Consider the following 24,780-nt stretch of genomic DNA (forward strand, 5'->3'; position numbering starts at 1 on the left):
CAGCCAGCGGCCGCTCCTACCGGGGGGGTGCACCAGATCGTCCTGTGCAATTGACGAGACCCTAGCCATGGATCACCAACCCCTGACCCACCCCGGCAACATCGCGGCATCACCGCCAAAACGCGGCGTGTCACCCACCGCCCGCGCCTGGCTTTTTCTCACGCCATCGATGCTGTTCCTCGGCGTGCTGATTGCCGCCAGCCTGCTGGTACTGCGCATGAGCGTGGGCACCAAAGGCGCGGAATGGACCGGCTTCAGCCTGGCCAGCTACGCGCAGTTGCTGGAACCTTACTACCTCAAATCCTTGTTGCTGACCCTGCGCCTGGCGTTGATCAGCGCGGCGATTGCCGTGGTGCTGGCGATCCCGGTGGCCTACACCATGTCACGCCTGACCTCCCCCTTGGTGCGGCGAATTTTCCTTGCAGCAGTGTTGCTGCCCTTGCTGGTCAACCTGCTGCTGCAAAGTTATGGCTGGCTGGTGATCCTCGGGCCTGGCGGAATGCTCAATCAGGCCTTGATGGGACTGGGTCTGATCAAGCGTCCGATCATGTTGCTCTACAACCAGAACGGCGTGCTGATGGGGCTGGTGCAAACCGCCTTCCCGCTGGCCGTACTGCCAATCGCCAGCGCCATGCGCGGAGTCGCCCGCACCTACGAAGAGGCGGCGGCCACCCTCGGCGCCAGTCGCTTGCAGGTGTTCCGCCAGGTGGTGCTGCCGATGAGTCTGCCGGGCATCATCACCGGCGCAACGCTGGTGTTCGCCTACAACGCCAGCAGCTTCGTAGTGCCCCTGTTGCTGGGTGGTCGGCGCGTGCCGATGCTGGCGGTGATGGTCCATGACCAGATCGCCCCGCTGATGAACTGGCCCGCTGCCTCCGCAGCCGGGGTGGTTCTGATTGTCACCACGCTGCTGATCATGACCCTGTCGGAATATTTCACTGGCCGGCGTCGGCGCAGGATGGAGGCTTCGCAATGAGCACTGTGATCAACAAGCGTCATACGTTACTGCCGGGCGATACCGGCAAGTTTGCCGGCGTGCTGTCGGGCTTTATCCTGCTGCTGGCGGTGCTGCCGATCCTGACGATGATCGTCATGTCATTCAGCGGCGCCTCAAACCTCGACTTCCCACCCAGCAGCTACAGCCTGCAGTGGTACAAGGCCGCCTGGAACAGCTTTGTCTCGCCCGACTCCAGCGATGTGCTGAGCCTGGGCAAAGCCATGACCACCAGCCTGATGGTGGCTTGCCTGACCATGGTCTTCGCCACGATCATCGCGGTGCCTGCGGCCTATGCGCTGACCCGTTGCGAGTTCCGCGGCAAGGCCGTGGCGCTGCAACTGATGTCGTTGCCGCTGGTGTTTCCCATGGTGGTACTGGGCCTGGCCTTGCTGCTGGTTTTCGACAGCCTGCCGTTCCAGATGACCACCTCGCGCCTGGTGATTGCGCACGTGATCCTGGCATTACCCTTCGTGGTGAAGAATTGCACCGCAGCGATGCTGTCCATCGGCACTGAGGTCGAAGAGGCTGCGCAGATGCTCGGCGCGTCGCCCACCCGGGCGATCGTTGACGTAGTGGTGCCGTTGATGAAGTCGGGAATTCTCGCGGGGATGCTGCTGGCGTTCATCGTCTCGTTCAACGAGTTCACCGTGACCTACTTCCTCTACACCATCGATGTCATGACCGTGCCGATCTGGATGTACAGCCGCACCGTGTCATCGCTTGACCCGACTGTCTTTTCCTTTGCCGTGCTGATCGTGCTGATCGACTTCGTCCTGATCTGGGCGTTGGAGAAGCTGGTGGGCGAGGGCGGCGTTTCCTTTTGATTTGAGGTGCAACATGACTGGTCTGATTCTGGAAAACGTCGAAAAACACTACGGCTCGGCCTGCGCGGTAAAGGATGTGAACCTGCATTTGCCCGAGGGCAAGCTGGTGTGTTTTCTCGGCCCCTCGGGCTGCGGGAAAACCACCCTGCTGCGCATGATCGCCGGGCTCGAAACCCTCTCGGGCGGGGAGATCCGCCTGGACGGTGAAGACATCGGCCACACCCCGGCGCATCTGCGCAATTTCGGCATGGTGTTCCAATCCCTGGCGTTATTTCCGCACATGACCGTGGGGGAGAACATCGCTTACCCTTTGAAGCTGCGTGGGGTCAGCAAGGCTGATCAACAGGCGCGGGTGGTGGAGTTGCTGCAGCTGATTCAGTTGCAGGAGATGATTGATCGCCCGGTGTCCAAGTTGTCCGGCGGGCAACGCCAGCGCGTGGCGATCGCCCGGGCAATTGCCTCACACCCGAAAATCCTGTTGCTGGATGAACCGCTTTCGGCGCTGGACGCCAAGCTGCGGGAATCGATGCAGGTAGAAATCCGCCAACTGCAACAGCGCCTGAACATCACCACCATCATGGTCACCCACGACCAGCGTGAGGCCATGACCATGGCCGATATCGTCGTCGTGTTGGGCGAGCATCGGGTACAGCAGGTAGGGACGCCCATCGAGATTTACCGGCATCCGGCCAACGAGTTCGTTGCCGACTTCATCGGCTCGGGCAACATTTTTCCGGCTACGGCGCTGGGCAATGGCAAGGTCGGTTTGCCCGGTGGGGACGCCCTGCAAGTGCCGATCTGCAGCAGCATAGTGGCGGGGGCGAAGGTCAAGATGCTGATTCGTCCCGAGGACCTGCAGCTGTCGCAGCCCCAGGCCACGGCGGGAAACCGTCTGCTGGGCAGGGTGACGTTCGTGCGCGACATCGGCGCGACGATTGAAACCACGGTGGAGTGTTCGGGGGTGTCGTTTACTGCCTTGAGTACGCCTTGCCAGGGCTTCGGCCTGAGCATCGGCAACCCGGTGTCGGTAACCCTGCCGGCCGAGGCGTGCCGGGTGCTCGGCGCCTGATCCTGACTCGATGGCGGCCTTTGCGGCCTCATCGCGGGCAAGCCCGCTCCCACAGTGATTTTTGGTGTTCACAGAACCTTTGGGAGCGGGCTTGCCCGCGATGAGGCCAGTGGCCACCCATCACTATTTGGATTACACCGACAACCGCAACCGCGCCAGATCCCTTAACGGCGGCGCACCGAACAGCCGGCTGTATTCCCGGCTGAACTGCGACGGGCTCTCATACCCCACCCGATACCCCGCCGCCGACGCATCCAGCCCTTCGGCCAGCATCAACCGCCGCGCCTCCTGCAAACGCAGCTGCTTCTGATACTGCAGCGGACTCATCGCGGTCATTGCCTTGAACCGGTGATGCAGCGTCGACACGCTCAGGTTTACTTCCTTGGCCAGGTCATCGATGCGCAACGGTTGCTCGTAATTGCCATTGAGCCATTTGATCGCCTGGCTGATGCGATGGCTCTGGCTGTTGGCAATGGCAATCTCATACAGGCGATGCCCCTGCGGGCTGCGCAGCAGGCGGTAGAGAATCTCGCGGCGAATCAGCGGCGCAAGCATGCCGATGTCCTTGGGTGAATTGAGCAGGCGGGCCAGGCGCAGCACGGCGTCGAGCATCGCGGTATCGATCTGCTCCACGTACAGGCCGCGCCCCGTAGGGCGGGTCGGCACGCCAAGGGGGCCGGCGTCGGCAATCAACGCGGTAATTTCCGCCGGGTCGATATCCAGCCGCACGGCCAGTATCGGTTCTTCGCAAGTGACATTCACCACCCGCCCACTCAGCGGCATCGAGACCGACACCACCAGGTAATTCAGTGGGTCGTAATTGAAAAACTCATCGGCCAGGCGCACCTCTTTTCGCCCCTGGGCCATGATGCACAGTGCCGGTTGCGCGAGCACCGGGGCAAAATCGTGGGACTTGCTGTGGCGCGACATGAACAGCGAGCCGACGGCCGTGGCATAGGTGCCATCATCCAGCGTGTTGCGGCGAATGATAGCGGCCAGTTCCGCCCGCTGTTTTTCCATGTCGGCGTCCAGCGGGGCTTCAAAGTGATCGAGCGACGACATGCACGGCATCCTCGGCGAAGTGGTGGGATGAGCAGAGCTTAAATTTGTGCAAGGAACAACGGTAGACACATCCTGCGAAATGCTTGCCTGATTCTGCACCGGGCTCAAGTGTTTCACGGTGGCGGCGGGCGCTAGCCGGGCAAACTTGCTCGAAAGTCATATTTCAATGCTGTGACAGCATTTACAGGTTGTTACAGGTTCCCGGAGAGGCCTGGCAGGATCGTGCAACAAGCCGGCAGGAATCGACTAACCGCGTTCTCCCGGGCGCGCTTAACCTTTGATCCTGTCGCAGCCCGTCCCACGGCTGCCACTTGAGTACCTGGGAGGGTTGAACATGTCTACGCAAATTCCCGTCAGCCATATGGCCTTTGTTCGTGCTCGTGCCGGGCGTTCGGTGGAACTGGGCGCGCGTCTCAGTGCCCTGATAGAACCGTCGCTTACTGCACCGGGCTGCCTGAGCTTCGCCTTGCAACATTCACAATGCGATCCGCAGTTGTGGCTGGTGTCCGGTTTCTGGCTCGATCAACAGGCCATGACGGCCTACTTCAGCACCCCGGCCATGCAGATTTTTGCTGAGTTGGTGGAGGACCTGGTGGTCAACAGCCTGGATTTTCATACCTTCGAGCAAGTATCAGCCGCCCAGGCGCTCGGACAGACCCAGTCCTGGGTACACAAAATGGCGGGTTGAGGGTTTAATGACGGCATTCTCAATCAGCCAGGATGCCCGACATGGCACGTAAAGCCTTTGAAACCTTCGAAGCCGTATCGGCCGTTGTCCCCCGCGAGGGCGGTTACTACGCGGCGATTGCCACCAAAGCCATCGGTAGCTCGGGCGCACCGCGCTTCAACAAGCTGCTGGAAGAACAGACCTTCAAGACCGCCAAGGAGGCGGACGAGGCTGCCGCCATGCAACTGACGCACCTCAAGGGCGTCGGTGAAGACGGCGAACTGATCTGGTAGTCATCTGAGCAGTAGCTACCTGGTCGCCCCTGGGCGGAACATCTTGAACAGTGCCTCCGGCCCCAGCTGGAAGTAATCCGCCGGCCCGCCGCCGCGCAGTATCGGCTCTGCCGCGGCGGTGTCGTACACCCCATCCTTGAGCAGCCATTTGGCAATGTGCACGGCCACCACTTCGCCGAGTATCAGCCAGCTGGGCACCACATTGCCGTCAGCCCGTTGCAGCTGAATGATCTGCGTTACCTTGCATTCAAAGGACACCGGGCTTTCAGCGACCCGTGGCACCTGGATCACTTTCGAGGCCACGGGTGTCAGCCCGGACAACTCGAATTCATTGACCTCAGGCCCGACCATCGCGCAGCTCTGATTCATCTGCTCGGCCAATGGACGAGTGGCCAGGTTCCAGGCGAATTCGCCGGTCTGCTCGATATTGTTCAAGCTGTCTTTGCGCCCGACGCTGGAGAACCCGATGATCGGCGGAATGTAGTTGAAGGCGTTGAAAAAACTGTAGGGCGCCAGGTTAAGGCGGCCGTTGGCATCCTGCGACGAAATCCAGCCGATGGGCCGCGGCCCGACGATGGCGTTGAACGGATCGTGGGGCAGGCCATGGCCGTTGGCAGGTTCGTAGAAATGGATGTCGTCGGGCATGGAGTAGCGTTCCTTTAGGAGCGAGCTGGCTCGCGATAATCTGTCGGTCAAAAGCAATGTATCTGACACAGCATCACGAGCAAGCCCGGTCGCCATAAAATCTTCCCATTTGCGTAAGTGACAGATTTTTCATAAAGCACCTACCTATTTTTCACCAAGCCCCCGCCAGTCTGCGTGCAAAACCAAGAAACGACCACGCACGCTGGAGCGCTATCCTCGATGAATAAACTTCCTCAAATAACCCTGGCATTCTGGGTGATGAAAATCTGCGCAACGACCTTGGGGGAGACCGCAGGCGATTTGCTATCGATGACTCTCAATGTCGGCTACGCCATCAGCTCGCTGATTCTGATCAGCGTATTTGTGCTGACGTTGATCACTCAGCTGATGTCCAAGTCTTACAAACCGGTGCTGTACTGGATCGTGATCCTGTCGACCAGCACGGCCGGCACCACGATGTCGGACTTTATGGATCGTACCCTGGGTCTGGGCTACGCCACCGGTTCGATGATTCTGATTGCCATCCTGGTTGGGATTTTTGCCGCCTGGCGCTTGAGCGGTGATTCACTGAATGTGACCAAAGTGCAGACCTTGCGCGGCGAAATGTTTTACTGGATGGCGATCCTGTTTTCAAACACCCTGGGCACGGCACTCGGCGATTACCTGGCCGACGACTCGGGCCTGGGTTTTGCCGGTGGCGCGCTGTTGATCGGCTCGACCATTGTGATGGTGGTGCTGCTCAAATACTTGACCAGGATTTCGTCAGTGTTGCTGTTCTGGGTGGCATTTGTCCTCACCCGGCCGTTCGGGGCGACCCTAGGTGACTTCCTGACAAAACCGGATGAAAAGGGGGGGCTGGATTTCGGTACGATTGGCTCCTCGCTGGTGTTGGCGGGGATTCTGATGGTGATGATTGCGGGTGCTTCCTACGCGCAAAACAAGTACGCGAAGCCGGCGGCTGCCGAGTTGAGCTGATAGATTTTTGGGGGGCTCCATCGCAATGCCGCCCGGAACTCACAAGCTCCGGACGGCGTTTCGACGAAGAGGCCGGTGCAGCCGACCTGAATGTGACGGTCAGTCAGTGGTGATGCGTGAGTGCTTGCGGGTGTCTTTCATGGTGATGTACACCAGCAACGACACTGCAATACACCCGGTCACGTACCAGTAGTAGCCGGTTTCCATGCCGCTGCTCTTGAACCACAGCGCGATGTATTCAGCGGTACCGCCGAAGATCGACACGGTCAGCGCGTAAGGCAAACCAACACCCAGTGCACGGATTTCGGTCGGGAACAGTTCGGCTTTCACAACCGCGTTGATCGAGGTGTAGCCGCTGACGATGATCAGCGCCGCCATGATCAGGAAGAACGCGCCCCACCAGCTCTGCACGGTGTGCAGGGCGGTCAGGATCGGCACGGTGAACAGCGTGCCAAGGACGCCGAAGGCGATCAGGATCGGCCGGCGACCGACTTTATCCGAGAGCCCGCCTACCAGCGGTTGCAGGCACATGAACAGGAACAGCGTGGCTGCCGAAATCGTGGTGGAGTCGGAGATGCTCATACCGACCGTGTTCACCAGGTACTTCTGCATGTAGGTGGTGTAGGTGTAGAACGCCAGCGTACCGCCCATGGTCAGGCCGACCACGGTGAGCAGTTCCTTGGGGTGGCGCATCAAGGTGCGCATGGCGCTTTCCTTGGCCTTTTCTTTCTTGGTGAAGGACTCGGTCTCTTCCATGCCGCGACGCAGGTAGAGCGCAACCACGGCACACAGCGCGCCGATGGCAAACGGGATGCGCCAGCCCCAGGCATACAGCTCCTCGGTGGTGAGGACGTTCTGCAGGACGATCAGTACGCCCAGCGCGATGAGCTGGCCGGAGATCAGGGTCACGTACTGGAAGCTCGAGAAGAAACCGCGACGCTCCTTGGTCGCCATCTCGCTGAGGTAAGTGGCCGAGGTGCCGTACTCGCCACCGACCGACAGGCCTTGCAGCAAACGGGCGAAAATCAGCAGGATCGGCGCGCCGATGCCGATGGTTTCATAGCCCGGGCTCAGGGCGATCAGCAGCGAACCGAAGCACATCAGGTAAACCGAGGCCATCAACGCCTTTTTACGACCAACCTTGTCGGCGTACAGGCCCATCAGCCAGCCCCCGATCGGACGCATCAGGAAGCCTACGGCGAAAATCGCGGCGGTATTAAGCAGCTGTGCGGTGGTATCGCCTTTAGGGAAAAAGGCTTTGGCGAAGTACAGCGAGAACGCGGCGTAGACGTACCAGTCGTACCACTCGACCATATTGCCGACCGAACCGCTGAAGATCGATCTGATGCGACTGGAAGTGGTTCTGGTCTTGGCCGGCACGGCAGCCGATCCTGCGGGCAGGGTGTTGGAGTTATCCATCGAAGGATCCTTAATCTAATTGTTGTATTGGAGCGCATTGAAACGCAGCCTGCGGGGGCTATAGCAGGAGCTGTGCCAACAGGGGGAGGGCCGGTTTAGAGGGGTTTGGACGGGTGCGTAAGCGGATTTCCGCTTATTGGAAAATGGGGGTGAGCGGAAAATCGCTTATCAGCTTGTAGAGGTGTATTGGCAGCAATGGCCTCTTCGCGGGCTTGCCCGCGAAGAGGCCGATCCAGGCGCTACAAAAACATCTCGCGAGTCAGCCCATGGCGCTGCATCTTTTCATTGAAGGTGCGGCGCGGCAGTTGCAACTCTTCGAGCACCGCTTTCACATCGCCTTTATGCCGGGTCAAGGCCGCCCGCAGGCAGTGTTCTTCGAAAGCCTCCTGACGAGCCGCCAGTGACTGCCCCGGTTCGCTGCCCACCGGTGCCGGCTCATCGAGCCCCAGCACCTGGCGCTCGGCTACGTTGGCCAATTCACGGACGTTGCCGGGCCAGTCATGGCTGAGCAAGTGGCTCAATTGCGCGCCGGTCAGTGGTGGAAATGTGCGGCCCAGGCGATCGGCGGCGCTCTGGGCGAAGGTTTCGAACAGCAGCGGGATGTCCTCGCGCCGGTCTCGCAGCGGCGGCAGGCGCAGTTCGGCAACGTTCAGGCGATAGGCCAGGTCTTCACGGAAGCGTCCGGCCCGGGCTTCGTCCAGCAGGTCGGGCTTGGTCGCGGCGATGATTCGCAGGTCCACGCGAATGCTCTGGTTCGAACCCAGGCGCTCGAGTTTCTGTTCCTGCAGCACTCGTAGCAATTTCACTTGCTGGGCCAGTGGCATACTTTCGATTTCATCGAGAAACAGCGTGCCGCCGTCGGCATATTCGAGCTTGCCGATGCGCTTGCCCTGGGCGCCGGTGAATGCGCCACTCTCGTGGCCGAACAGTTCGGCTTCGAACAGTTGCTCGGGGATCGCTGCGCAATTGAGCGCCACAAAGGGCTTGGCGGCCCGTGTCCCGAAGTCGTGCAGGCAGCGAGCAACCAGCTCCTTGCCACTGCCGGTTTCACCGCGGATCAACACATTGACCGGCAATGCCGCCAGTTCCAGCACTTGCCGGCGTAACGTCTGCAGTCCTCGGGATACCCCCAGCAGTGTGGCATCGAGCTTGGCGCGGTTGTCGGCCTGTTCATGCAGGGCGCGGTTTTCCAGCACCAGCCGGCGTTTGTCGAGCGCGCGTCGCAGGCTGCCGAGTAGCGTCTCGGGGCTGAAGGGTTTTTCGAGGAAGTCGTAGGCGCCGTCGCGCATCGCGTCCACGGCCATCGGCACATCGCCGTGGCCGGTCAGCAGGATCACCGGCAAGTCGGCATCGCGCCGCTGGACCTCGGCCAACAGCTCCAGGCCGGTCATACCGGGCATGCGCACGTCGCTGAGGATCACCCCAGGAAAGTGCCGGGGCAACTGCGCCAGGCACTCTTCGGCGCGACTGAACAACTGCACTTCGAAGCCTGACAGGCTCAACCATTGTTCGACGGCGCTACGAATGCTGCTTTCGTCGTCGACGACGATTACTGAGTTGAGCATGGGCCCTGGGCCTCCTGGTCGATTGGCAGGGTGAGGGTGAAAGCGGCGCCGTTACCCTGGTTGGCCGCGCTCAGGCGGCCGCCGGATTCGTGAGCGATGGCAAAGGATACGGCCAGCCCGATGCCCAGGCCATCGCCCACGGGTTTGGTGGTGAAAAACGGATCGAAGACTTTTGCCAGGTGTTCCTCGGCAATGCCGCCACCATTATCGGACACGGTCAGGCGCCACAGCTTTTCATCTTCTTCCAACCGGATTTCCAGGCGCTTGCAGGGCTTGTCGTGCATCGCGTCGAGGGCGTTACGCAATAGATTGATCAGCACCTGCTCCAGGCGAATCGAATCACCACGCACCCAGGCCGGGCGCGTCAGGTGCAGCACCGTGCTGACCTGTTCCTCGCGCAGGCGGGTTTCGAGCAGTTGCAGCGCCTGGTCCACCACAGTCGCCAGGTCCAGGCGTTCGCGCAGGCCGCTGGGGCTCTTGCGGGCAAACGTCTTGAGGTGGCCGGTCAGGGCAGCCATGCGCGTCAGCATGTCGTCCACCGGCTTGAGTGCCTTGTAGGCGTCATCTACCCGGCCGTGGTCGAGCAACAGGCGCAGGGTGGCCAGTTGCATGCGCTGGGCGGTCAGCGGCTGGTTGATTTCATGGGCCAGGGCGGCGGACATCTGGCCCAGGGCGGCGAGCTTGGCCGACTGCACCAGGCCATCCTGAGCGGTGCGCAGGTCGCGGGTGCGTTCTTCGACCAGGCGCTCGAGCTCTTCGCGACTGCGCTGGCGGATCTTGGCCAGACGCCAACGCTGATTGAGAAATAGCAGCAGGAAAACCAGCGCCAGCCACGACCCGGCTGCAGCCAGTGCGGCAGTGCGGCTGTCTTCAAAGGGCACCTGCGGGCGACGCAGCAGATGCAGGGTCCAGTCTTCGGCGGCCAGGGGCAGGGATTCCCACAGGTAGTCAACTTTGCCATCCGGGCCATCGACCCGCGCCAGGTGACTGTTGTCGTCGAAACTCTCCAGGGGCTGATAGTCCAGCTGTTTCAGGGGCTGCTTGTCGTACTGGCGGGTGGCCTTGAGTTCGGCGTGATCGCTGTCATTCAGTGGTTTGAGCAAGCGATAACGCCAGCCTGGCTGATTGGCGATGAAGATCACGCCACGGGCATCGCTGACCAGCAAAGTATCGCTGCCTTGGCGCCATTCACGCTCCAGCTCGGGAAACTCGAGCTTGACCACCATGGCACCGAGGAAACGCCCATCGTCGGCAGTCACCGCACTGGACAGGAAATAACCGGGAATCCCGCTGGTCACCCCCACTGCATAGAAGCGTCCGGACCCCAGGGTGCGGGTCTGGCTGAAGTAGGGGCGAAAGCCGTAGTTGTGGCCGACGTAACTGCTGGGCAGGCGCCAGTTGCTCGCGGCCACGGCGAGGCCGGTTTCATCGAGCAGTTCCAGGGTCGAAGACTCGGCGGCGCCGTTGATCTTTTCCAGCTTGCGGTTGAGCAGGTCCTGCTGTTGGGCCGTCAATGGTCCATCGAGTGCCGAACGCAGCTCAGGGTCCAGGGCCAGCACAGCGGGCAGGGCGCGGTAGCGTTCGATCAAGGTGTGCAGCGAGGTCGCGTACAAACCCAGCTGCTGGTTGGCCCGGGCAGCGTCCTCCACCAATGCCTGGCGCTCGGCATGGCGCATGGCCAGGGTGGCGGCGATGACGGCGCCGGCAACGATAACGAGGGAGTAGAGCGTCAGGCGCAAGGGGCGAGAGGACTCGAACATGCTGGGCGTTACACAACGGGACGGTGGGCGCGCACCATAGCATGAGCCATAAAAAAGGCGACAGGAGCATGACCCCTGTCGCCTTTGCCAGACGTGTCTGAAAGGCTTACTGCACTTCTACCGCCAGGCTTTCACTGATCTTTTTCTGCCAGATGGCAGGACCGGTGATGTGTACCGATTCACCCTTGCTATCCACTGCAACGGTTACCGGCATGTCTTTCACGTCGAACTCGTAGATCGCTTCCATGCCCAATTCGGCGAAAGCCACCACGCGGGACTTCTTGATGGCTTGCGCCACCAGGTAAGCCGCGCCGCCCACTGCCATCAGGTAAACGGCTTTGTGGTCCTTGATCGCTTCGATGGCGGTCGGGCCGCGCTCGGATTTGCCGATCATGCCCAGCAGGCCGGTTTGCTCGAGGATCTGGCGGGTGAACTTGTCCATCCGCGTTGCAGTGGTCGGGCCGGCAGGGCCAACGACTTCTTCGCGCACCGGATCAACCGGGCCGACGTAATAGATGAAGCGACCCTTGAGGTCCACCGGCAGGGTTTCGCCCTTGTTCAGCATCTCGACCATGCGCTTGTGCGCAGCGTCGCGGCCGGTGAGCATCTTGCCGTTGAGCAGGACCGTTTCGCCCGGCTTCCAGCTCTGCACTTCTTCCGGAGTCAGGGTGTCGAGGTTGACGCGACGAGCCGACGGGCCGGCTTCCCAGACGATTTCCGGGTAGGCGTCCAGCGGTGGCGCTTCCAGCGAGGCCGGGCCGGAACCGTCGAGCACGAAGTGCGCGTGACGAGTCGCGGCGCAGTTCGGGATCATGCACACCGGCAACGAAGCGGCGTGGGTCGGGTAGTCCATGATCTTCACGTCAAGCACGGTGGTCAGGCCGCCGAGGCCCTGGGCTCCGATGCCCAGCTGGTTGACCTTCTCGAACAGCTCCAGGCGCATCTCTTCGATACGGTTGGACGGGCCGCGCTTCTTCAGCTCGTGGATGTCGATGGATTCCATCAACACTTCCTTGGCCATTACCGCAGCTTTCTCGGCGGTGCCGCCAATGCCGATGCCGAGCATGCCCGGTGGGCACCAGCCGGCACCCATGGTTGGCACGGTTTTCAAGACCCAGTCGACGATCGAGTCGGACGGGTTGAGCATGGCCATCTTCGACTTGTTCTCGGAGCCGCCGCCCTTGGCCGCCACGTCCACTTCAACGGTGTTACCCGGAACGATGGAGTAGTGGATAACTGCCGGGGTGTTGTCTTTGGTGTTCTTGCGAGCGCCTGCCGGGTCGGCGAGGATCGAAGCGCGCAGGACGTTTTCCGGCAGGTTGTAGGCGCGACGTACGCCCTCGTTGATCATGTCGTCCAGGCCCATCGTGGCGCCATCCCAACGTACGTCCATGCCCACGCGGACGAACACGGTGACGATGCCGGTATCCTGGCAGATCGGGCGGTGGCCGGTGGCGCACATGCGCGAGTTGATCAGGATCTGTGCCATCGAATCACGGGCCGCTGGCGATTCTTCGCGCAGGTAGGCTTCGTGCATCGCCTGGATGAAATCCACGGGGTGGTAATAGGAAATGAACTGCAGGGCGTCGGCAACGCTCTGAATCAGGTCGTCTTGCTTGATCACGGTCATGAGTCGCGCTCCTCTTAAAGACGGGAACATTCAATAAGGTGCTTGCAGCTTGGGTGAATCGGTCGGTTGCAAGCACCTTTCAAGGCACGCCGGGGCTGCTGGCGCGACGCTAAAAAGGCGCGGCAGTATACCGCGCCTCGGTTTGGTAAACACCCGCCAGAGGTCATTCGTTGGTCGCATAGGATGCAGGCGTCATCGAAGGCAGGATTGACCAGCAACTCGAGTCATGGTTTTGACGCCATTTTTTCGATCTTAGAATTGATTGGTCATTTATCAGGCTCGCCACTAAAGTGGCATCCGGACTGTAGAGTAGGACACTCAAACAGCGTTTTTTTCGCACGGTGAGTCAACGATTGACCCATAACGCCATCCAACGACTTTTACTCAAACGCTTCGCCCTCGCCGCCGGTACCTATGCCCTGGCCTTGCTACTACTGTGGCTGGCTTTTTTTACCGGTCATTACGATGCGCCCCTTGCCAGTGTGGTCATTGGCAGTGTGCTGGTGGTCATCACTCAGGTGGCACTGTTCGGGTACTTCTACAGTGGCCGCAACCTGCGCCTTGCCGACCCCAGCCTGACCGAAGCACAAGTGCTGCTGGGCCTGGCCTGGCAAACCTGGCTGATTGCCCACCTGGACGATGCCCGGGGCACGTTCCTGGTCTTTTATGTGTTGATCCTGCTGTTTGGCCTGTTCCATCTGTCGCGCTACGCGTTCATTCGTTGCGCGCTGCTGGTGTTCTTCAGTTTCAGCGCTATCACCCTGTGGGACGGTTACCATTTTCAGTTGGCTGACCCGGCTCTGGCCATCCTCCAGGTTTGCCTGCTGTTTATCGTGCTGGTCTGGCTGGTGTTTTACGCCCGTTATGTCCAGGCCTCGCGACAACGCATGCGCCAGCGCCGTTTTGCCTTGCAGGCGCACCAGGACACCCTGCGCGGAATGATGCGCCAGCTTGAAGACCTGGTGGCCACCGATGAGCTGACCGGCCTGTTCAACCGTCGGCACTTCCTGCGCCTGGCGACCCGCGAGTTGAACGCGATGGATGCTGATGTCGTGCACGGCCTGGCACTGATCGACCTGGATCACTTCAAACGAATCAATGATGTCCACGGCCATGCTGCCGGCGATCAGGTGCTGCAGGCGTTTGCGGCGGTCGCCAGCGCCTGTCTGCGCGAAGGTGACGTGCTCGCCCGCTATGGCGGCGAAGAGTTCGTGGTGCTGCTGCCCGACTGCAATGCCGAGCGCCTGACTTCATGTTGCGAACGTTTGCGCATCGCCTTTACCGACGTCGAGCTGATCGGCATCAGCGTTACCCACCTCAGCCTGTCGGCCGGGATGACATTACTGGAGTTGGGTGACGATCTGGACGATGCCTTGCACCGCGCCGACCAAGCGCTTTATCGCGCCAAACGCGACGGGCGCAATCGCTGCGCGGCGGCATGGGAGAACGCCGATGCCTGAGTTGCGCGTGGGCGAGCGGCGGTGGTCGGTCGCGCCGGGCAGCAACCTGCTCGACGCGTTGAACAGCAATGGCGAGGCCGTGCCATATAGCTGCCGCGCCGGCAGCTGTCACGCGTGCCTGGTGCAGTGCCTGCAAGGGCAGCCCAGCGACACCCGGCCCGACGCCCTCAGTCCCGAGCAACGCCAGCAGGGCTGGCGGCTGGCCTGTCAGTGCCAGGTTGTGGAGGATTTGCAGGTGCATACCTTCGATCCACAGCACGATGGTCGCCCCGCCGAGGTGAGTGCGATCGATTGGCTCAGCGCCCATGTGTTGCGCCTGCGCCTGGTGCCGCAACGCCCTCTGCGTTACAGCGCCGGGCAGCATCTGGTGCTGTGGGCGGGACAAGTCGCACGACCCTACTCGCTTGCCAGCCTGCCTCAGGAAGATCGATTCCTGGAGTTTCACATCGATTGCCGGCAACCGGGCGCGTTCAGCGATGCCGCCCGGCTGTTGCAGATCGGCGATTCGATCCGTCTTGGCGAGTTGCGCGGCGGGGCCCTGCACTACGATGCGGACTGGCACGAGCGCCCGCTATGGCTGTTGGCGGCGGGCACTGGGCTGGGGCCGTTGTTCGGCATCCTGCGCGAGGCATTGCTGCAGGATCACCAAGGGTCCATCCGCGTGATTCACCTGGCCCACGACCCCAGCGAACACTACCTGGCCAAGCCGCTACAGGCCATGGCCGCCACGCGCGCGAACCTCAGCATCGAGCTGTGGACCCCGGCGGATCTGCCCACGACACTGGCACAACTGCGCCTGATTTCCCGGCAGACCCAGGCCTTGCTATGCGGCGGCCCCGACAGCGTTGATGCCTTTGCCCGGCGCCTGTACCTGGCGGGACTGCCGCGCAATCAACTATTGGCCGACGCCTTTCTGCCTCGCGGTTGAGTGCTGCTGCCTGGCGGTGGCCCATCAGATACCCCAAAAAAAGGCCCCCCAGCGCGAACTGGGGGGCCTCCTTTTTACTGGCTGAAGTCTCAGACCATCGGGTCGCCAACGTGCAGGATCTTCATGCCGTTAGTGCCGCCAATCGTGTGGTAGCTATCGCCTTTGGTCAGAATCACCCAGTCGCCTTTCTCCACGACACCGCGCTTGAGCAACTCGTCGATTGCAGCCTGGCTGACTTGCTCAGGCGGCAATGATGCCGGGTCGAACGGTACGGTGTAGACGCCACGGAACATGGCGGCGCGGGCCTGGGTTTCACGGTGCGGTGAGAACGCGTAGATCGGTACCGAGGAGCGGATGCGCGACATGATCAGCGGCGTGTAGCCACTTTCGGTCAGGGCGATGATCGCCTTCACACCCGGGAAGTGGTTGGCGGTGTACATGGCTGCCAGCGCGATGCTCTGGTCGCAGCTTTCGAAGACCTTGCCGATGCGGTGGCTGGAGGTCTTGCTGGTCGGGTGCTTTTCAGCGCCGATGCAGATGCGCGCCATGGCCTGTACGGCTTCCAGCGGGTAAAGACCGGCAGCACTTTCGGCAGACAGCATCACGGCGTCGGTGTAGTCGAGCACGGCGTTGGCCACGTCGGACACTTCGGCACGGGTTGGCATCGGGTTCTGGATCATCGACTCCATCATCTGGGTCGCCACGATCACGGCCTTGTTGTGGCGGCGAGCGTGCAGGATGATTTTCTTCTGGATACCCACCAGCTCGGCGTCGCCGATTTCCACTCCGAGGTCACCACGGGCAACCATCACCGCGTCGGAAGCCTTGATCAGGCCGTCGAGGGTTTCATCGTTGGCCACGGCTTCGGCGCGTTCGATCTTCGCCACCAGCCAGGCGGTACCGCCAGCTTCGTCGCGCAGTTGGCGCGCGTATTCCATGTCTGCGGCGTCACGCGGGAAGGACACAGCGAGGTAATCAACCTCCATTTCAGCAGCCAGCTTGATGTCGGCTTTGTCTTTCTCGGTCAGGGCCGGTGCAGTCAGGCCGCCACCGCGACGGTTGATACCTTTGTGGTCCGACAGCGGACCGCCAATGATCACGGTGCAGTTCAGTTCGGTGGCGGTCGCGGTGTCGACGCGCATCACCACGCGACCGTCGTCGAGCAACAGTTCGTCGCCCACGCCGCAGTCCTTGACCAGGTCCGGATAGTCGATGCCGACGATCTGCTGGTTGCCTTCGGTCAATGGATGGCTGGTGGAGAAGGTGAATTGATCACCGATCTTCAGCTCGATCTTCTTGTTGGCGAATTTGGCGATACGAATTTTCGGGCCTTGCAGGTCACCCAGCAGGGCGACGAAGCGGCCGTGCTTGGCAGCGAGGTCCCGCACCAGCTTCGCGCGAGCCTTGTGCTCGTCGGGGGTGCCGTGGGAAAAGTTCAGGCGGGCGACGTCCAGGCCAGCCAGAATCAGCTGTTCTAGAACTTCCGGCGAGTTACTGGCCGGGCCAAGGGTAGCGACGATTTTGGTACGACGGACGGACATGCAAAGACTCCTGAGTTCAAGCGCTGAGTGAGGCTACTATGCTCTTGGGTTGTAGTCATTGTTCCCGTGCACTACTTATTCGTTTGTCTGTTGAAACGAACATTGCTGAAGATTTTCGCCGACGGGTCGATACAGAGTTCAAGACAGGAGAACCCTCATGCGATTCGTGCTCATAGCCGCCCTGGCCCTCAGTATCACGGGCTGCACCCGTTGGTCGATGAACCATCATTTAAATAACGCCTACAGTGCCTACGACCGCGGCAATTGCGAGCAAGTGACGCTCGAACTGTCGAAAGTCGAACGCGCCAGCCGCGCGCGGCCTTATGTATGGCCGGAAGTGTCGATGTTGCGCGGATTGTGCCTGGAACGGCAGAAACTGTTTGTCGATGCCGCGCAAACCTATCAATTCATCCTCGCATCGTACCCGCAAAGCGAATACGCGTTCCGCGCCCGTGCCCGCCTGGAGACCCTGCAGTCACTGGGCCATTACCCGCTGCGCAGCACCAACACCGGCGCCGTGCGGGCGACGCGTTTGTGATTACAGTTGTCATCCTAAGCCTGGCTCACCGCGTGGGGTGAGCTATAGTCCAAGGGCTCGGGTCTGGGGCCCTGTCTCCAGGTCGGCGCCACACCTGTGATCGGTCCAAGTAAGCGGCAGCGGTGCCACGGACTGTTGCACCAGGATCGGGGAGAGCGTACCCATTGCCCACGCAGGCGGGTCCGTTCCGAAGCATTAGTGCGGCCCTGCTTAAGGGCCTGGCATAGCGAATTCAGCATGTTCACCGACCGCCGGATCGAACGGCATCAGCTGCCGTATTTTCTGAGAGTGTTTAACAGCGTGACAGACAAACCCATCGGATTTCTGGGTAACGTGTCCGAGGACGGGCTGATGTTGATCAGCCAGTTGCCGATGATGGTCGGCGCCGATTTTGATTTGCGCCTCAAAATCCCGGCCACTGATGGCAGCCAGCAGATCATCGATGTGCGGGGATGTTGTCTTTGGTGCCACGAAGACGCGACGCCGCATCATTACGATGCCGGTTTCAGCCTGCAGCGAACGCCTGCGGAATATGGCTATCTGGTCAGCGCACTGAGGCAGTACTTCAGTTTCCAGCCGTTACCGGCCTCGGCCTGACAGCAAGCGCAAGCTTCAGGTGCTGCCACTGCGCTTCAGGCTTAAATAGTGCGTCACCAGCGCCGCGCCCAGGTCCCCCGGGCGCACATCCACCACCGGTACGCCATGGGCGCTCAGTCCCTCGTGGAGCTGCGCCCGTGAGTTCATGTAGTCCACCGTGCCGCAGTAGGTGAGTGATTCCTCGAGCGTCTGTACCGGAGTCTGCAGCACGCGGTCGAGCACCTCTTCGCGCAAGCTTGCCAGCAGCACCCTGTGTTGTTTGCCCAAGCGTTGAACGGCGCTGAGCAAGCCTTCATCGTCCTCGTCCCGCAGATTGGTGACCAGCACCACCAGGGCGCGGCGTTTCTGCCGGGCCAGTAGCTGGCTGGCGGCTGCCTGGTAATCCGCAGGGCGCTGGGTGGTGTCCAGGTCATAAACTGCATTGAGCAACACGTTGAGCTGGCCGCTGCCTTTGACCGGCGCCAGATAGCGCGGCTGGTCGCTGGCAAAGGTGCACAGGCCCACGGCGTCGCCCTGGCGCAAGGCGATATAGCTCAACAGCAGGCAGGCGTTGAGGGCGTGATCGAAGTGCGCCAGCTCGCCGTCCTGGCTGCGCATGCGCCGACCGCAGTCGAGCATGAAAATGATCTGCTGGTCGCGTTCGTCCTGGTACTCCCGGGCAATCGGCGTGCGCTGGCGCGCGGTGGCTTTCCAGTCGATCTGGCGTAGGCTGTCACCTTCGCGAAACTCGCGCAGCTGATGAAACTCCAGGCCCAGGCCCCGGCGTTGCCGCTGGCGCACGCCGAGCTGGCTGAGCCAGTTGTCCACTGCCAGTAGCTGGCCGCCGTAGAGGCGGGCGAAGTCGGGATAGACTCGGGTGCTGTCGATCACGGGTAACAGGCGCTTGTGCGTCCACAGGCCCAGTGGACTCGCCAGATTGATTTCGCAGTGTTCGAAACTGAAGTGGCCGCGCTTGAGTGGGCGCAGACGATAACTGAGCTGGCTGCGATGTCCCGGTTGAAGTTCGACCGACAGTGGCAGGTTCTCGACGCTCAGGCCATCGGGAGCGTGGTCATGCAGCTCAAGGATTTGTGAGTGTGCTGAGTCATGTTCGACCTCCAGTCGCACGTCGCTCCAGCGCCCCAAAGCCAGGCTTGTGGGCATATGCCGGGTGATCCGCGGCGAGGCCTGGCGTTTGACGCGCATGGCGTCGAGTATCGCCAGCATCAGCAGTGCCAGGAGCAACCCCCAACTGATCGACGCCAGACTGGCGGGCAGCGCGACGCCGAGCGCGCGTAACGCTCCGAGCGCGATACCGATGGCCAGCAGCAATGCCAGCCAGATCAGCAGCAGGCGCGAGGGTTTCACAGCCGGGGTGCCGGCACTTGATCGAGCAACTGCCTGAGCACCTGGTCAACGTCCAGGCCTTCGATATCCAGCTCCGGGGCAATGCGCACCCGATGGCGCAGTACCGCCAGGGCGCAGCCTTTGATGTCATCGGGGATCACGAACTCGCCGCCGCGCAACAACGCCCGCGCCCGGGCACAGCGCACCAGCGCGATGGATGCCCGTGGCCCGGCGCCAAGGGTCAGGCCCGGCCAGCTGCGGGTGGTGCGCGCCAGGCGAACGGCGTAGTCGAGCACCTGGTCATCCAGTGCCAGGTCGCTGGCAATGCGCTGCAGGGCAAGCACGTCCTTGGCCTGTAGAACCGTGCGCAAAGGCTGCACGTCGAGCATGTCGGCGCGGGTCGAGCGGGTGACCTGGCGCACCATGTCCAGTTCCTGGCTGGCGTCGGGATAATCCATGCGCACCTTGAGCATGAAGCGGTCCAGTTCCGCTTCGGGCAGAGGGTAGGTGCCTTCCTGCTCGATCGGGTTTTGCGTGGCGAGCACCATGAACGGTTGCGCGATGGGCAGGGCGCGGCCTTCGAGGGTGACCTGGCGTTCCTGCATGGCTTCCAGCAGCGCCGCCTGCGTCTTGGCCGGGGCGCGGTTGATTTCATCGGCCAGCAGCAGGTTGGTGAACAGCGGGCCCTTGCGCAACTTGAACTGTTCGGTCTGCAGGTCGTAGACCGCGTGCCCGGTGACGTCGCTGGGCATCAGGTCCGGGGTGAACTGGATGCGCGCAAATTCACCGCCGAAGCATCGGGCCAGGGCGCGCACCAGCAGCGTTTTGCCCAGCCCCGGCACCCCTTCGAGCAGGACATGTCCGCCCGCGATCAGGGCGGTCAGCACGTCATCGATCACTGAATCCTGGCCGATCAGTGCCTTCTGCAACTCAGCCCTGACCGCCTGGGCCAGCTGGCTGGCGCGCAGGCGTTGCTGGGCGGCGTGGCTTGGCGTTCCAGGTTCTGGCTGTTCACTCATCATAAGGCGTTCCTCAAGGATTGCAGGTGGGCCACCTGGCGGCTGAAGTCGGCGCTGTTGAGCCGCTGCTTCGGTCGCGGGCTCATGGCCTGGCTGATAGCGCGTGTGGGTTGGCCGGTCAGGCGTGACAGCACCAGCCATTGTTCGGCGACGCCGAGTTGATCAAACCCCTGGTGACGGCGTCGCACGCGCCGCAGGATGTCCTGTCGCAAGGCTTGCAGCAGGCTCTGCTGGCCATTGCGACGCAGCATGAAAGCAGCGCTGGCGCGCAAGTGTTCCTGCAGTTGGCGGCGCGCTGGTGCAGGGGTTTCCTGCAACGGGCCATGGCGTACGCCCGCGTGCCAGCAGCCCAGGCCGATCAGCGCAATCAACGCCACCAGTGCCTGGGGGAAATAGCGCAGCAGCAGGGTCACCAGGTTGTCGTGATCGGTATTGAACACCAACGTCACCTGCGTATCGGCGGTGAGGTACCAGAGCAGCCAGGCATTGTCGTACTGGTCGATGGGCGGGTTTTTCCACAGGTCGGCGTCGGTAACCACCACGATCGAGCCCAATCCGTGATTGAGTTGCATCATGTGCGTAGCCTTGGCGCTGTTGGCCCAGGCCTGCGCCAGGTTGTGCGGGTCTTCGAGATGAAAGGCGGTGTCGAAACCGGCGTAGGCCGGCCCTGCGTCATCTTCCAGGTAAAGCTTGGTGAGTTTGGGGTAGGGGTCATCACCGGGCGCTGTCGGCGGATCTTTCAGGTCTTTGCTCAGGGATTGATGCAGCTGTACGCGGTCGAGCAGCAGGTCGTTGCTTTGCCCGGTCCTGTCATCCCACAGGGATTCGGCGACGAACACCAGGCGCCCGCCTGCACGGGTCCAGTTCATGATCTGGTCGACCTGCCTGGGCGTCATGTTGTACCGGTCGCCGAACAGCAACAGGCTGTGCTGGCGCGGATCGAGCGAGGGCAGGATGTCGAGGCCATTGGCGTGGCCGACGCTCAGGCCCTGTTTGCGCAGGAAATGTTCGGCTGCCAGATAAGGGTTGGCCAGGGCTTCGGGCGCGGGACCGTGATCGATCTGCTCCTGATAAGGCGTGGCCTTCAGATACAGGTAGATAGCCAGGCACGCCAGCAGCACCGCGATGATCGTGCCGAGCACCAGGCCGTAACCGCGTTTCAACGCGAGGCTCCCGGGCCGAACAAGGCACGCCAGCCGTCACACAACTGCTGTTGTGCCAGTGTGGGAGGCACGCGATGCCCGTAGGCCATGTTCTGCCAGTGGCCGGTAAGGCTTTTACTGAAGGCGGCCAATGCCGGCTGGTTCAATTGTTCGATACGCTGCAGCACCTGGCCTTCGGTGTCGGCCGGTTTCAGCGGCATGTTGAAGTCGTGCAGCAAGTGGCTTAGCAGGGCACGATAGAGTAAGCCCAAGGCTTCTCGGGGTTGGGTCTGCCATAGCAGTTCGGCACTGGCGGCAATGTCGGCGGGCAAGGTTTCGCGGCCAAGGTCGAGGCCGAATGCCTGCCGGGGCGGCGCCCGCAGTGTTTTTCGGTCTGTCGGCGGACGACGGCTGACGAAGGCCTGCAGCCAGTCGCGGTAATGCCAGATCAACAATCCCGCCGCCCCGATCACTGCGCCCCACAGCAACGCTTCGAGCAACGTCGCCACTGCGCCGAAACGCTGGGCGTCGAGCAGCTCGAGCAATGCCTTGAGCCAGCCAGGGGTGGGGTCATCATCAGCGTTCCCAGGGCCCGCTTGCTCTTCGCCGAAGCGATAGCGGGTCACGGTTTCCATGTTCTTGAACGGCGGGTTATCGACGATTGCCTTGATGCTGTCCCGGGAGGCCTGACTGGTCAGGGGTTGCTCCAGAAGGCGCTGGCTATCAGGGGAAACGGCCGGCTCTGCGGCCCAGGCATCTTGCATCGTGGGCATCAGTAAAAAACTCGCCAGCAGTACAACGGCGGCAGTGCTCAGGCGCTGGCGCAGTCGGCGAAACACCAGTTCGAGGTCCCAGGCTTCCAGCAGCGTGCGCCGGTTCAGGTACAGGCTGAAACCGCAGGCTACATAGATCGGTTCCCACACGATCAACACCAGCACGTAAAAGAGATTGCTCAGGTGTTCGAGCCACCCCCAGTCCTGCTGACTGGCGGAAATCAAGGCTTGCCAGCCCCAGTCGACTTCAATCTGTTGCGGCAGCAGCAGATAGAACAGCACCATCAGGCCAATCCACAATGCGCTCTCCAGGTGCACGCCGATGATCGTCAGCCAGCGCGCCGCATTGGCGTCGCGCTGCATCAGGACTTGCAGGCGCTGTTCCCTTGCCTGGCCATCGAGGCCTTCGAGTTGCATGACCGGCATCAGGAAACTGCGGCTCAGGCTCAGGCGGCGCCAGGTCAGGCTGGCGATTAACTGAGGCTTTAGCAGCCGCGGCCATTGGCGCAGCGCCTGTTTTAATGTCGGTGTTTCACCGAACAGTGCTGTCGAAAGGATGAACAATGGCAGGCGCTCGAATGCCGGTTTCAACCACCAGAAGATGAACACGGCCAGGGTGGGTGAGTCCCATAGCAGCACACTGAGCAGCGCAAACACCGGCAGGGTCACGATGGCCCAACTGGTCATCAGCAAGCGGCGATGACGCTGGCTCAGCAGCACACCCAGGTCCATGGCTTCCCAGGTTCGGCGGGGGCGAATCACGACCGTTGCATCACTCAGGCGCATGGCGCGTCCGTCCGGCAAACAGTAGATACGCGCTGACCAATGACCAGAGCACGGCGCCGACCAGGTACTTGATGGCGGGTGCCGGCCCGGTCATCGATGACCAGTACGCTTCGATAAAGGCGGCAATTACCAGAAACAGCATCACTCCGCAGATCAGGCCCACGCTTGTCCTGGCCGCCGTTCGCAAGGCCTCTGCGCGCCTCAGCCGTCCCGGCGCGATCAACGCCCAGCCCAGTTGCAGGCCCGCAGCACCCGCCAGCACGATGGCTGTGAGTTCAAAGGCGCCGTGCCCGATCACGAACGACCAGAAGGTTTGCCCGAAGCCGATATGGGTCAGGTGGCCGGCCACCGCGCCGATCATCAAGCCGTTGAAGACCAGGAAAAACGCGCTGCCAAGGCCAAACAGCAACCCGCTGGCGAAGGTTTGAAAGGCGATGCCGATGTTGTGCATGATGTAGTAGCCGAACATCACCCAATCCTCGCTGGCGGCCCGTTCCGGCGTGCGCCCCAGCTGACCGGATTCGGGGTTATACATTTCCTGCATTTGCCTGACCTGCTCCGCCGGAACCAGGTTGTAGATCAGCTCCGGAATCCAATACACCAGCAGCGCAAAGCCGATCAGACTGGCGAAGAACAGCAGGCCTGCCGCGAGGACGAAGTGCCACTGCTCGCGCACCAGTCGCGGAAAGCCGTCCAGTATAAACGCCAAGGCCTTGGCTCCCAGCTGGCCGCGTTGGCGGTACAGTTGCTGATGACCACGCAGGGCCAGTTGCTGCAATGAGTCAACCAGGAAGCTGCTGTAGCCACGCTCACGGGCCAGCGCCAGTTGATGGCACAGGCGACGGTAGTCCGCAGGAAAACTGCTCGCGCCGGAGGTTTTTTTTCCCCGTTCCAGGCCGTCGAGCGTCAGGGAAAATCGATCCCACTCAACCCTGTGGCGGTTCTCGAACAGACTCTGCTTCATGCCGGCCCCATCAAGCCGCGGGCAATCCCGCCGAGTTCGGCGACGGCCTTCGGTGCGTGGAGTTGCAAGGGTTGGGCGACGATGGCGGCCAGCTCGTCGGCCCGTGCTGCAGAAAGGTCACCCTGGCGTTCGGCAAATCCGAGGATGGCCCGCTGCTCGGCCAGGGTAAGGGTCACCACGGGACGACGGGGTTCGACGTCAGGCAGCGCCGGGCGCTTGAGCGGTTGTTCGCGGTAGATCACCAGCGTGCCGGCGGCGAGGTCGCCCAGGCGTTTGAAGGTAGGGTGTTGCAGGCAACTGATCGCGCCCAGGGCATAGCCGAAGGGCAGCATGTCAACGAACCGCAGCAGGTTGCGCAACAGCGAGGCGGACCAGCCGACCGGGGTGCCATCGTCCTGTACCACGCGCAACCCCATCCACTGCTTGCCCGGCGAACGGCCCTGGTTGAGCACTTCAAACAGCACCATGTACCACCAGCTCACGACGAACAGCAGGATCGAACCCAGGCCAGCGCCGAGCTTTCCCAGAAAAGACAGCACGATGAACAGCAAGCCGAGGATCAACCCGCGCAAGGCCAGGTCGATGGAGAAAGCCAGTACACGTACCACCAACCCGGCCGGACGCAGTGGCAGGTCGATGCCCTCTGGCGTCTCGACCTGATGCCGCGTGTCCAGTGGCGGTGACAGCGTCGCTTTCCTTGGCAGTGCCGGGGTCTCGAGCATGGGCAACCTTGATGTAGCCTGTTCGGGATTCGATCGACTGGATGCTAACAGCCTCCCGGGGGGAAACGACATCACAAT

23 protein-coding genes are annotated in these 24,780 nt (G+C 61.8%); 10 read left to right on the forward strand and 13 right to left on the reverse strand.

All coding sequences use genetic code 11. The annotated features are described in order from the left end of the window. The first annotated feature begins 67 nt into the window (after positions 1 to 67). Genes IMW75_RS01350 through IMW75_RS01360 form a run of 3 tightly spaced genes read left to right on the forward strand, consistent with a single transcriptional unit; the run spans position 68 to position 2,890 of the window. Entirely contained in the window at positions 68 to 976 is a 909-nt protein-coding gene (locus tag IMW75_RS01350) for an ABC transporter permease (RefSeq protein ID WP_205891681.1), read from the forward strand. Next, positions 973 to 1,821, forward strand: a complete 849-nt coding sequence (locus IMW75_RS01355) for an ABC transporter permease (RefSeq protein WP_045058275.1) — start codon at positions 973 to 975, stop codon at positions 1,819 to 1,821. Before IMW75_RS01350 ends, IMW75_RS01355 begins: the two co-directional genes overlap by 4 nt. 13 nt (positions 1,822 to 1,834) lie before the next feature. After that, complete coding sequence (locus IMW75_RS01360) at positions 1,835 to 2,890, forward strand: ABC transporter ATP-binding protein (RefSeq protein ID WP_045058274.1); 1,056 nt, start codon at positions 1,835 to 1,837, stop codon at positions 2,888 to 2,890. 132 nt (positions 2,891 to 3,022) lie between these two features. Here IMW75_RS01360 and IMW75_RS01365 read toward each other — a convergent pair whose 3' ends face one another. After that, positions 3,023 to 3,952, reverse strand: a complete 930-nt coding sequence (locus IMW75_RS01365; protein WP_205891682.1) for an AraC family transcriptional regulator — start codon at positions 3,950 to 3,952, stop codon at positions 3,023 to 3,025. Positions 3,953 to 4,286: 334 nt separating this feature from the next. On the opposite strand from IMW75_RS01365, the gene IMW75_RS01370 reads away from it, so the two are divergent. Together IMW75_RS01370 and IMW75_RS01375 are read left to right on the forward strand one after the other, a co-directional pair. After that, complete coding sequence (locus tag IMW75_RS01370) at positions 4,287 to 4,640, forward strand: putative quinol monooxygenase (protein ID WP_045058272.1); 354 nt, start codon at positions 4,287 to 4,289, stop codon at positions 4,638 to 4,640. 41 nt (positions 4,641 to 4,681) lie between these two features. Continuing rightward, positions 4,682 to 4,912 (forward strand): hypothetical protein, encoded by a 231-nt coding sequence (locus IMW75_RS01375; RefSeq protein WP_045058271.1) that lies wholly within the window; start codon positions 4,682 to 4,684, stop codon positions 4,910 to 4,912. A 15-nt stretch (positions 4,913 to 4,927) separates the two neighbouring features. On the opposite strand, the gene IMW75_RS01380 is transcribed toward IMW75_RS01375, so the two are convergent. Continuing rightward, complete coding sequence (locus tag IMW75_RS01380) at positions 4,928 to 5,557, reverse strand: flavin reductase family protein (protein ID WP_045058270.1); 630 nt, start codon at positions 5,555 to 5,557, stop codon at positions 4,928 to 4,930. A gap of 219 nt (positions 5,558 to 5,776) precedes the next feature. Between IMW75_RS01380 and IMW75_RS01385 the strand changes: the two genes are divergently transcribed. Then, the gene (locus IMW75_RS01385) at positions 5,777 to 6,532 is read left to right on the forward strand and encodes a COG4705 family protein (protein ID WP_205891683.1); all 756 of its coding nucleotides are present in this window, start codon (positions 5,777 to 5,779) and stop codon (positions 6,530 to 6,532) included. A gap of 99 nt (positions 6,533 to 6,631) precedes the next feature. Here IMW75_RS01385 and IMW75_RS01390 read toward each other — a convergent pair whose 3' ends face one another. The 4 genes from IMW75_RS01390 to IMW75_RS01405 form a co-directional block, all read right to left on the reverse strand. Further along, entirely contained in the window at positions 6,632 to 7,951 is a 1,320-nt protein-coding gene (locus tag IMW75_RS01390) for an MFS transporter (RefSeq protein WP_045058268.1), read from the reverse strand. A gap of 239 nt (positions 7,952 to 8,190) precedes the next feature. Further along, positions 8,191 to 9,516, reverse strand: coding sequence for a sigma-54-dependent transcriptional regulator (locus IMW75_RS01395; protein WP_122840117.1), 1,326 nt, complete (start codon positions 9,514 to 9,516; stop codon positions 8,191 to 8,193). Beyond that, entirely contained in the window at positions 9,501 to 11,276 is a 1,776-nt protein-coding gene (locus IMW75_RS01400; RefSeq protein WP_045058266.1) for a sensor histidine kinase, read from the reverse strand. Before IMW75_RS01400 ends, IMW75_RS01395 begins: the two co-directional genes overlap by 16 nt. 106 nt (positions 11,277 to 11,382) lie before the next feature. Continuing rightward, a complete protein-coding gene (locus IMW75_RS01405) occupies positions 11,383 to 12,906 on the reverse strand; it encodes a fumarate hydratase (RefSeq protein WP_045058265.1) in 1,524 nt (507 codons plus the stop codon). Between the two features lie 353 nt (positions 12,907 to 13,259). Between IMW75_RS01405 and IMW75_RS01410 the strand changes: the two genes are divergently transcribed. Then, on the forward strand, positions 13,260 to 14,366 hold the full coding sequence (locus IMW75_RS01410) for a GGDEF domain-containing protein (RefSeq protein WP_045058263.1): 1,107 nt from the start codon (positions 13,260 to 13,262) through the stop codon (positions 14,364 to 14,366). Further along, positions 14,359 to 15,294: an iron-sulfur-binding ferredoxin reductase gene (locus IMW75_RS01415; protein WP_205891684.1), complete on the forward strand. Its 936-nt coding sequence runs from the start codon at positions 14,359 to 14,361 to the stop codon at positions 15,292 to 15,294. The genes IMW75_RS01410 and IMW75_RS01415 overlap by 8 nt, the downstream gene beginning before the upstream one ends. A gap of 89 nt (positions 15,295 to 15,383) precedes the next feature. On the opposite strand, the gene pyk is transcribed toward IMW75_RS01415, so the two are convergent. Continuing rightward, entirely contained in the window at positions 15,384 to 16,835 is a 1,452-nt protein-coding gene (gene pyk / locus IMW75_RS01420) for a pyruvate kinase (RefSeq protein WP_045058261.1), read from the reverse strand. A 157-nt stretch (positions 16,836 to 16,992) separates the two neighbouring features. On the opposite strand from pyk, the gene IMW75_RS01425 reads away from it, so the two are divergent. Together IMW75_RS01425 and IMW75_RS01430 are read left to right on the forward strand one after the other, a co-directional pair. Continuing rightward, positions 16,993 to 17,373, forward strand: a complete 381-nt coding sequence (locus IMW75_RS01425) for a tetratricopeptide repeat protein (protein WP_045058260.1) — start codon at positions 16,993 to 16,995, stop codon at positions 17,371 to 17,373. A gap of 237 nt (positions 17,374 to 17,610) precedes the next feature. Then, a complete protein-coding gene (locus IMW75_RS01430; RefSeq protein ID WP_045058259.1) occupies positions 17,611 to 17,970 on the forward strand; it encodes a PilZ domain-containing protein in 360 nt (119 codons plus the stop codon). Between the two features lie 15 nt (positions 17,971 to 17,985). Here the strand turns inward: IMW75_RS01430 and IMW75_RS01435 are convergent, their stop codons facing one another. From IMW75_RS01435 to IMW75_RS01460, 6 genes are read right to left on the reverse strand one after another with little or no spacing between them, the layout of a single operon-like run. Next, complete coding sequence (locus IMW75_RS01435) at positions 17,986 to 19,317, reverse strand: DUF58 domain-containing protein (protein WP_205891685.1); 1,332 nt, start codon at positions 19,315 to 19,317, stop codon at positions 17,986 to 17,988. Next, on the reverse strand, positions 19,314 to 20,315 hold the full coding sequence (locus IMW75_RS01440; RefSeq protein WP_122840238.1) for an AAA family ATPase: 1,002 nt from the start codon (positions 20,313 to 20,315) through the stop codon (positions 19,314 to 19,316). Before IMW75_RS01440 ends, IMW75_RS01435 begins: the two co-directional genes overlap by 4 nt. Continuing rightward, positions 20,315 to 21,478 (reverse strand): DUF4350 domain-containing protein, encoded by a 1,164-nt coding sequence (locus IMW75_RS01445; protein ID WP_205891686.1) that lies wholly within the window; start codon positions 21,476 to 21,478, stop codon positions 20,315 to 20,317. The genes IMW75_RS01440 and IMW75_RS01445 overlap by 1 nt, the downstream gene beginning before the upstream one ends. Beyond that, positions 21,475 to 23,016, reverse strand: coding sequence for a DUF4129 domain-containing protein (locus IMW75_RS01450; RefSeq protein ID WP_205891687.1), 1,542 nt, complete (start codon positions 23,014 to 23,016; stop codon positions 21,475 to 21,477). Before IMW75_RS01450 ends, IMW75_RS01445 begins: the two co-directional genes overlap by 4 nt. Then, complete coding sequence (locus IMW75_RS01455) at positions 23,003 to 23,980, reverse strand: stage II sporulation protein M (RefSeq protein WP_205891688.1); 978 nt, start codon at positions 23,978 to 23,980, stop codon at positions 23,003 to 23,005. The genes IMW75_RS01450 and IMW75_RS01455 overlap by 14 nt, the downstream gene beginning before the upstream one ends. Then, on the reverse strand, positions 23,977 to 24,702 hold the full coding sequence (locus IMW75_RS01460; RefSeq protein WP_045058254.1) for an RDD family protein: 726 nt from the start codon (positions 24,700 to 24,702) through the stop codon (positions 23,977 to 23,979). Before IMW75_RS01460 ends, IMW75_RS01455 begins: the two co-directional genes overlap by 4 nt. Between the last annotated feature and the right edge of the window lie 78 nt (positions 24,703 to 24,780).

The sequence above is a fragment of the Pseudomonas gregormendelii genome, assembly GCF_017114825.1.
Taxonomy (GTDB): domain Bacteria; phylum Pseudomonadota; class Gammaproteobacteria; order Pseudomonadales; family Pseudomonadaceae; genus Aquipseudomonas; species Aquipseudomonas gregormendelii.

Bases quoted from the DNA above. Each gene is read 5' to 3' on its own strand.
- IMW75_RS01350 (WP_205891681.1), top strand. From the start codon at position 68: ATGGATCACCAACCCCTGACCCACCCCGGCAACATCGCGGCATCACCG.
- IMW75_RS01355 (WP_045058275.1), top strand. From the start codon at position 973: ATGAGCACTGTGATCAACAAGCGTCATACGTTACTGCCGGGCGATACC.
- IMW75_RS01360 (WP_045058274.1), top strand. From the start codon at position 1,835: ATGACTGGTCTGATTCTGGAAAACGTCGAAAAACACTACGGCTCGGCC.
- IMW75_RS01365 (WP_205891682.1), bottom strand. From the start codon at position 3,952: ATGTCGTCGCTCGATCACTTTGAAGCCCCGCTGGACGCCGACATGGAA.
- IMW75_RS01370 (WP_045058272.1), top strand. From the start codon at position 4,287: ATGTCTACGCAAATTCCCGTCAGCCATATGGCCTTTGTTCGTGCTCGT.
- IMW75_RS01375 (WP_045058271.1), top strand. From the start codon at position 4,682: ATGGCACGTAAAGCCTTTGAAACCTTCGAAGCCGTATCGGCCGTTGTC.
- IMW75_RS01380 (WP_045058270.1), bottom strand. From the start codon at position 5,557: ATGCCCGACGACATCCATTTCTACGAACCTGCCAACGGCCATGGCCTG.
- IMW75_RS01385 (WP_205891683.1), top strand. From the start codon at position 5,777: ATGAATAAACTTCCTCAAATAACCCTGGCATTCTGGGTGATGAAAATC.
- IMW75_RS01390 (WP_045058268.1), bottom strand. From the start codon at position 7,951: ATGGATAACTCCAACACCCTGCCCGCAGGATCGGCTGCCGTGCCGGCC.
- IMW75_RS01395 (WP_122840117.1), bottom strand. From the start codon at position 9,516: ATGCTCAACTCAGTAATCGTCGTCGACGACGAAAGCAGCATTCGTAGC.
- IMW75_RS01400 (WP_045058266.1), bottom strand. From the start codon at position 11,276: ATGTTCGAGTCCTCTCGCCCCTTGCGCCTGACGCTCTACTCCCTCGTT.
- IMW75_RS01405 (WP_045058265.1), bottom strand. From the start codon at position 12,906: ATGACCGTGATCAAGCAAGACGACCTGATTCAGAGCGTTGCCGACGCC.
- IMW75_RS01415 (WP_205891684.1), top strand. From the start codon at position 14,359: ATGCCTGAGTTGCGCGTGGGCGAGCGGCGGTGGTCGGTCGCGCCGGGC.
- pyk (WP_045058261.1), bottom strand. From the start codon at position 16,835: ATGTCCGTCCGTCGTACCAAAATCGTCGCTACCCTTGGCCCGGCCAGT.
- IMW75_RS01425 (WP_045058260.1), top strand. From the start codon at position 16,993: ATGCGATTCGTGCTCATAGCCGCCCTGGCCCTCAGTATCACGGGCTGC.
- IMW75_RS01430 (WP_045058259.1), top strand. From the start codon at position 17,611: ATGTTCACCGACCGCCGGATCGAACGGCATCAGCTGCCGTATTTTCTG.
- IMW75_RS01440 (WP_122840238.1), bottom strand. From the start codon at position 20,315: ATGAGTGAACAGCCAGAACCTGGAACGCCAAGCCACGCCGCCCAGCAA.
- IMW75_RS01450 (WP_205891687.1), bottom strand. From the start codon at position 23,016: ATGCGCCTGAGTGATGCAACGGTCGTGATTCGCCCCCGCCGAACCTGG.
- IMW75_RS01455 (WP_205891688.1), bottom strand. From the start codon at position 23,980: ATGAAGCAGAGTCTGTTCGAGAACCGCCACAGGGTTGAGTGGGATCGA.
- IMW75_RS01460 (WP_045058254.1), bottom strand. From the start codon at position 24,702: ATGCTCGAGACCCCGGCACTGCCAAGGAAAGCGACGCTGTCACCGCCA.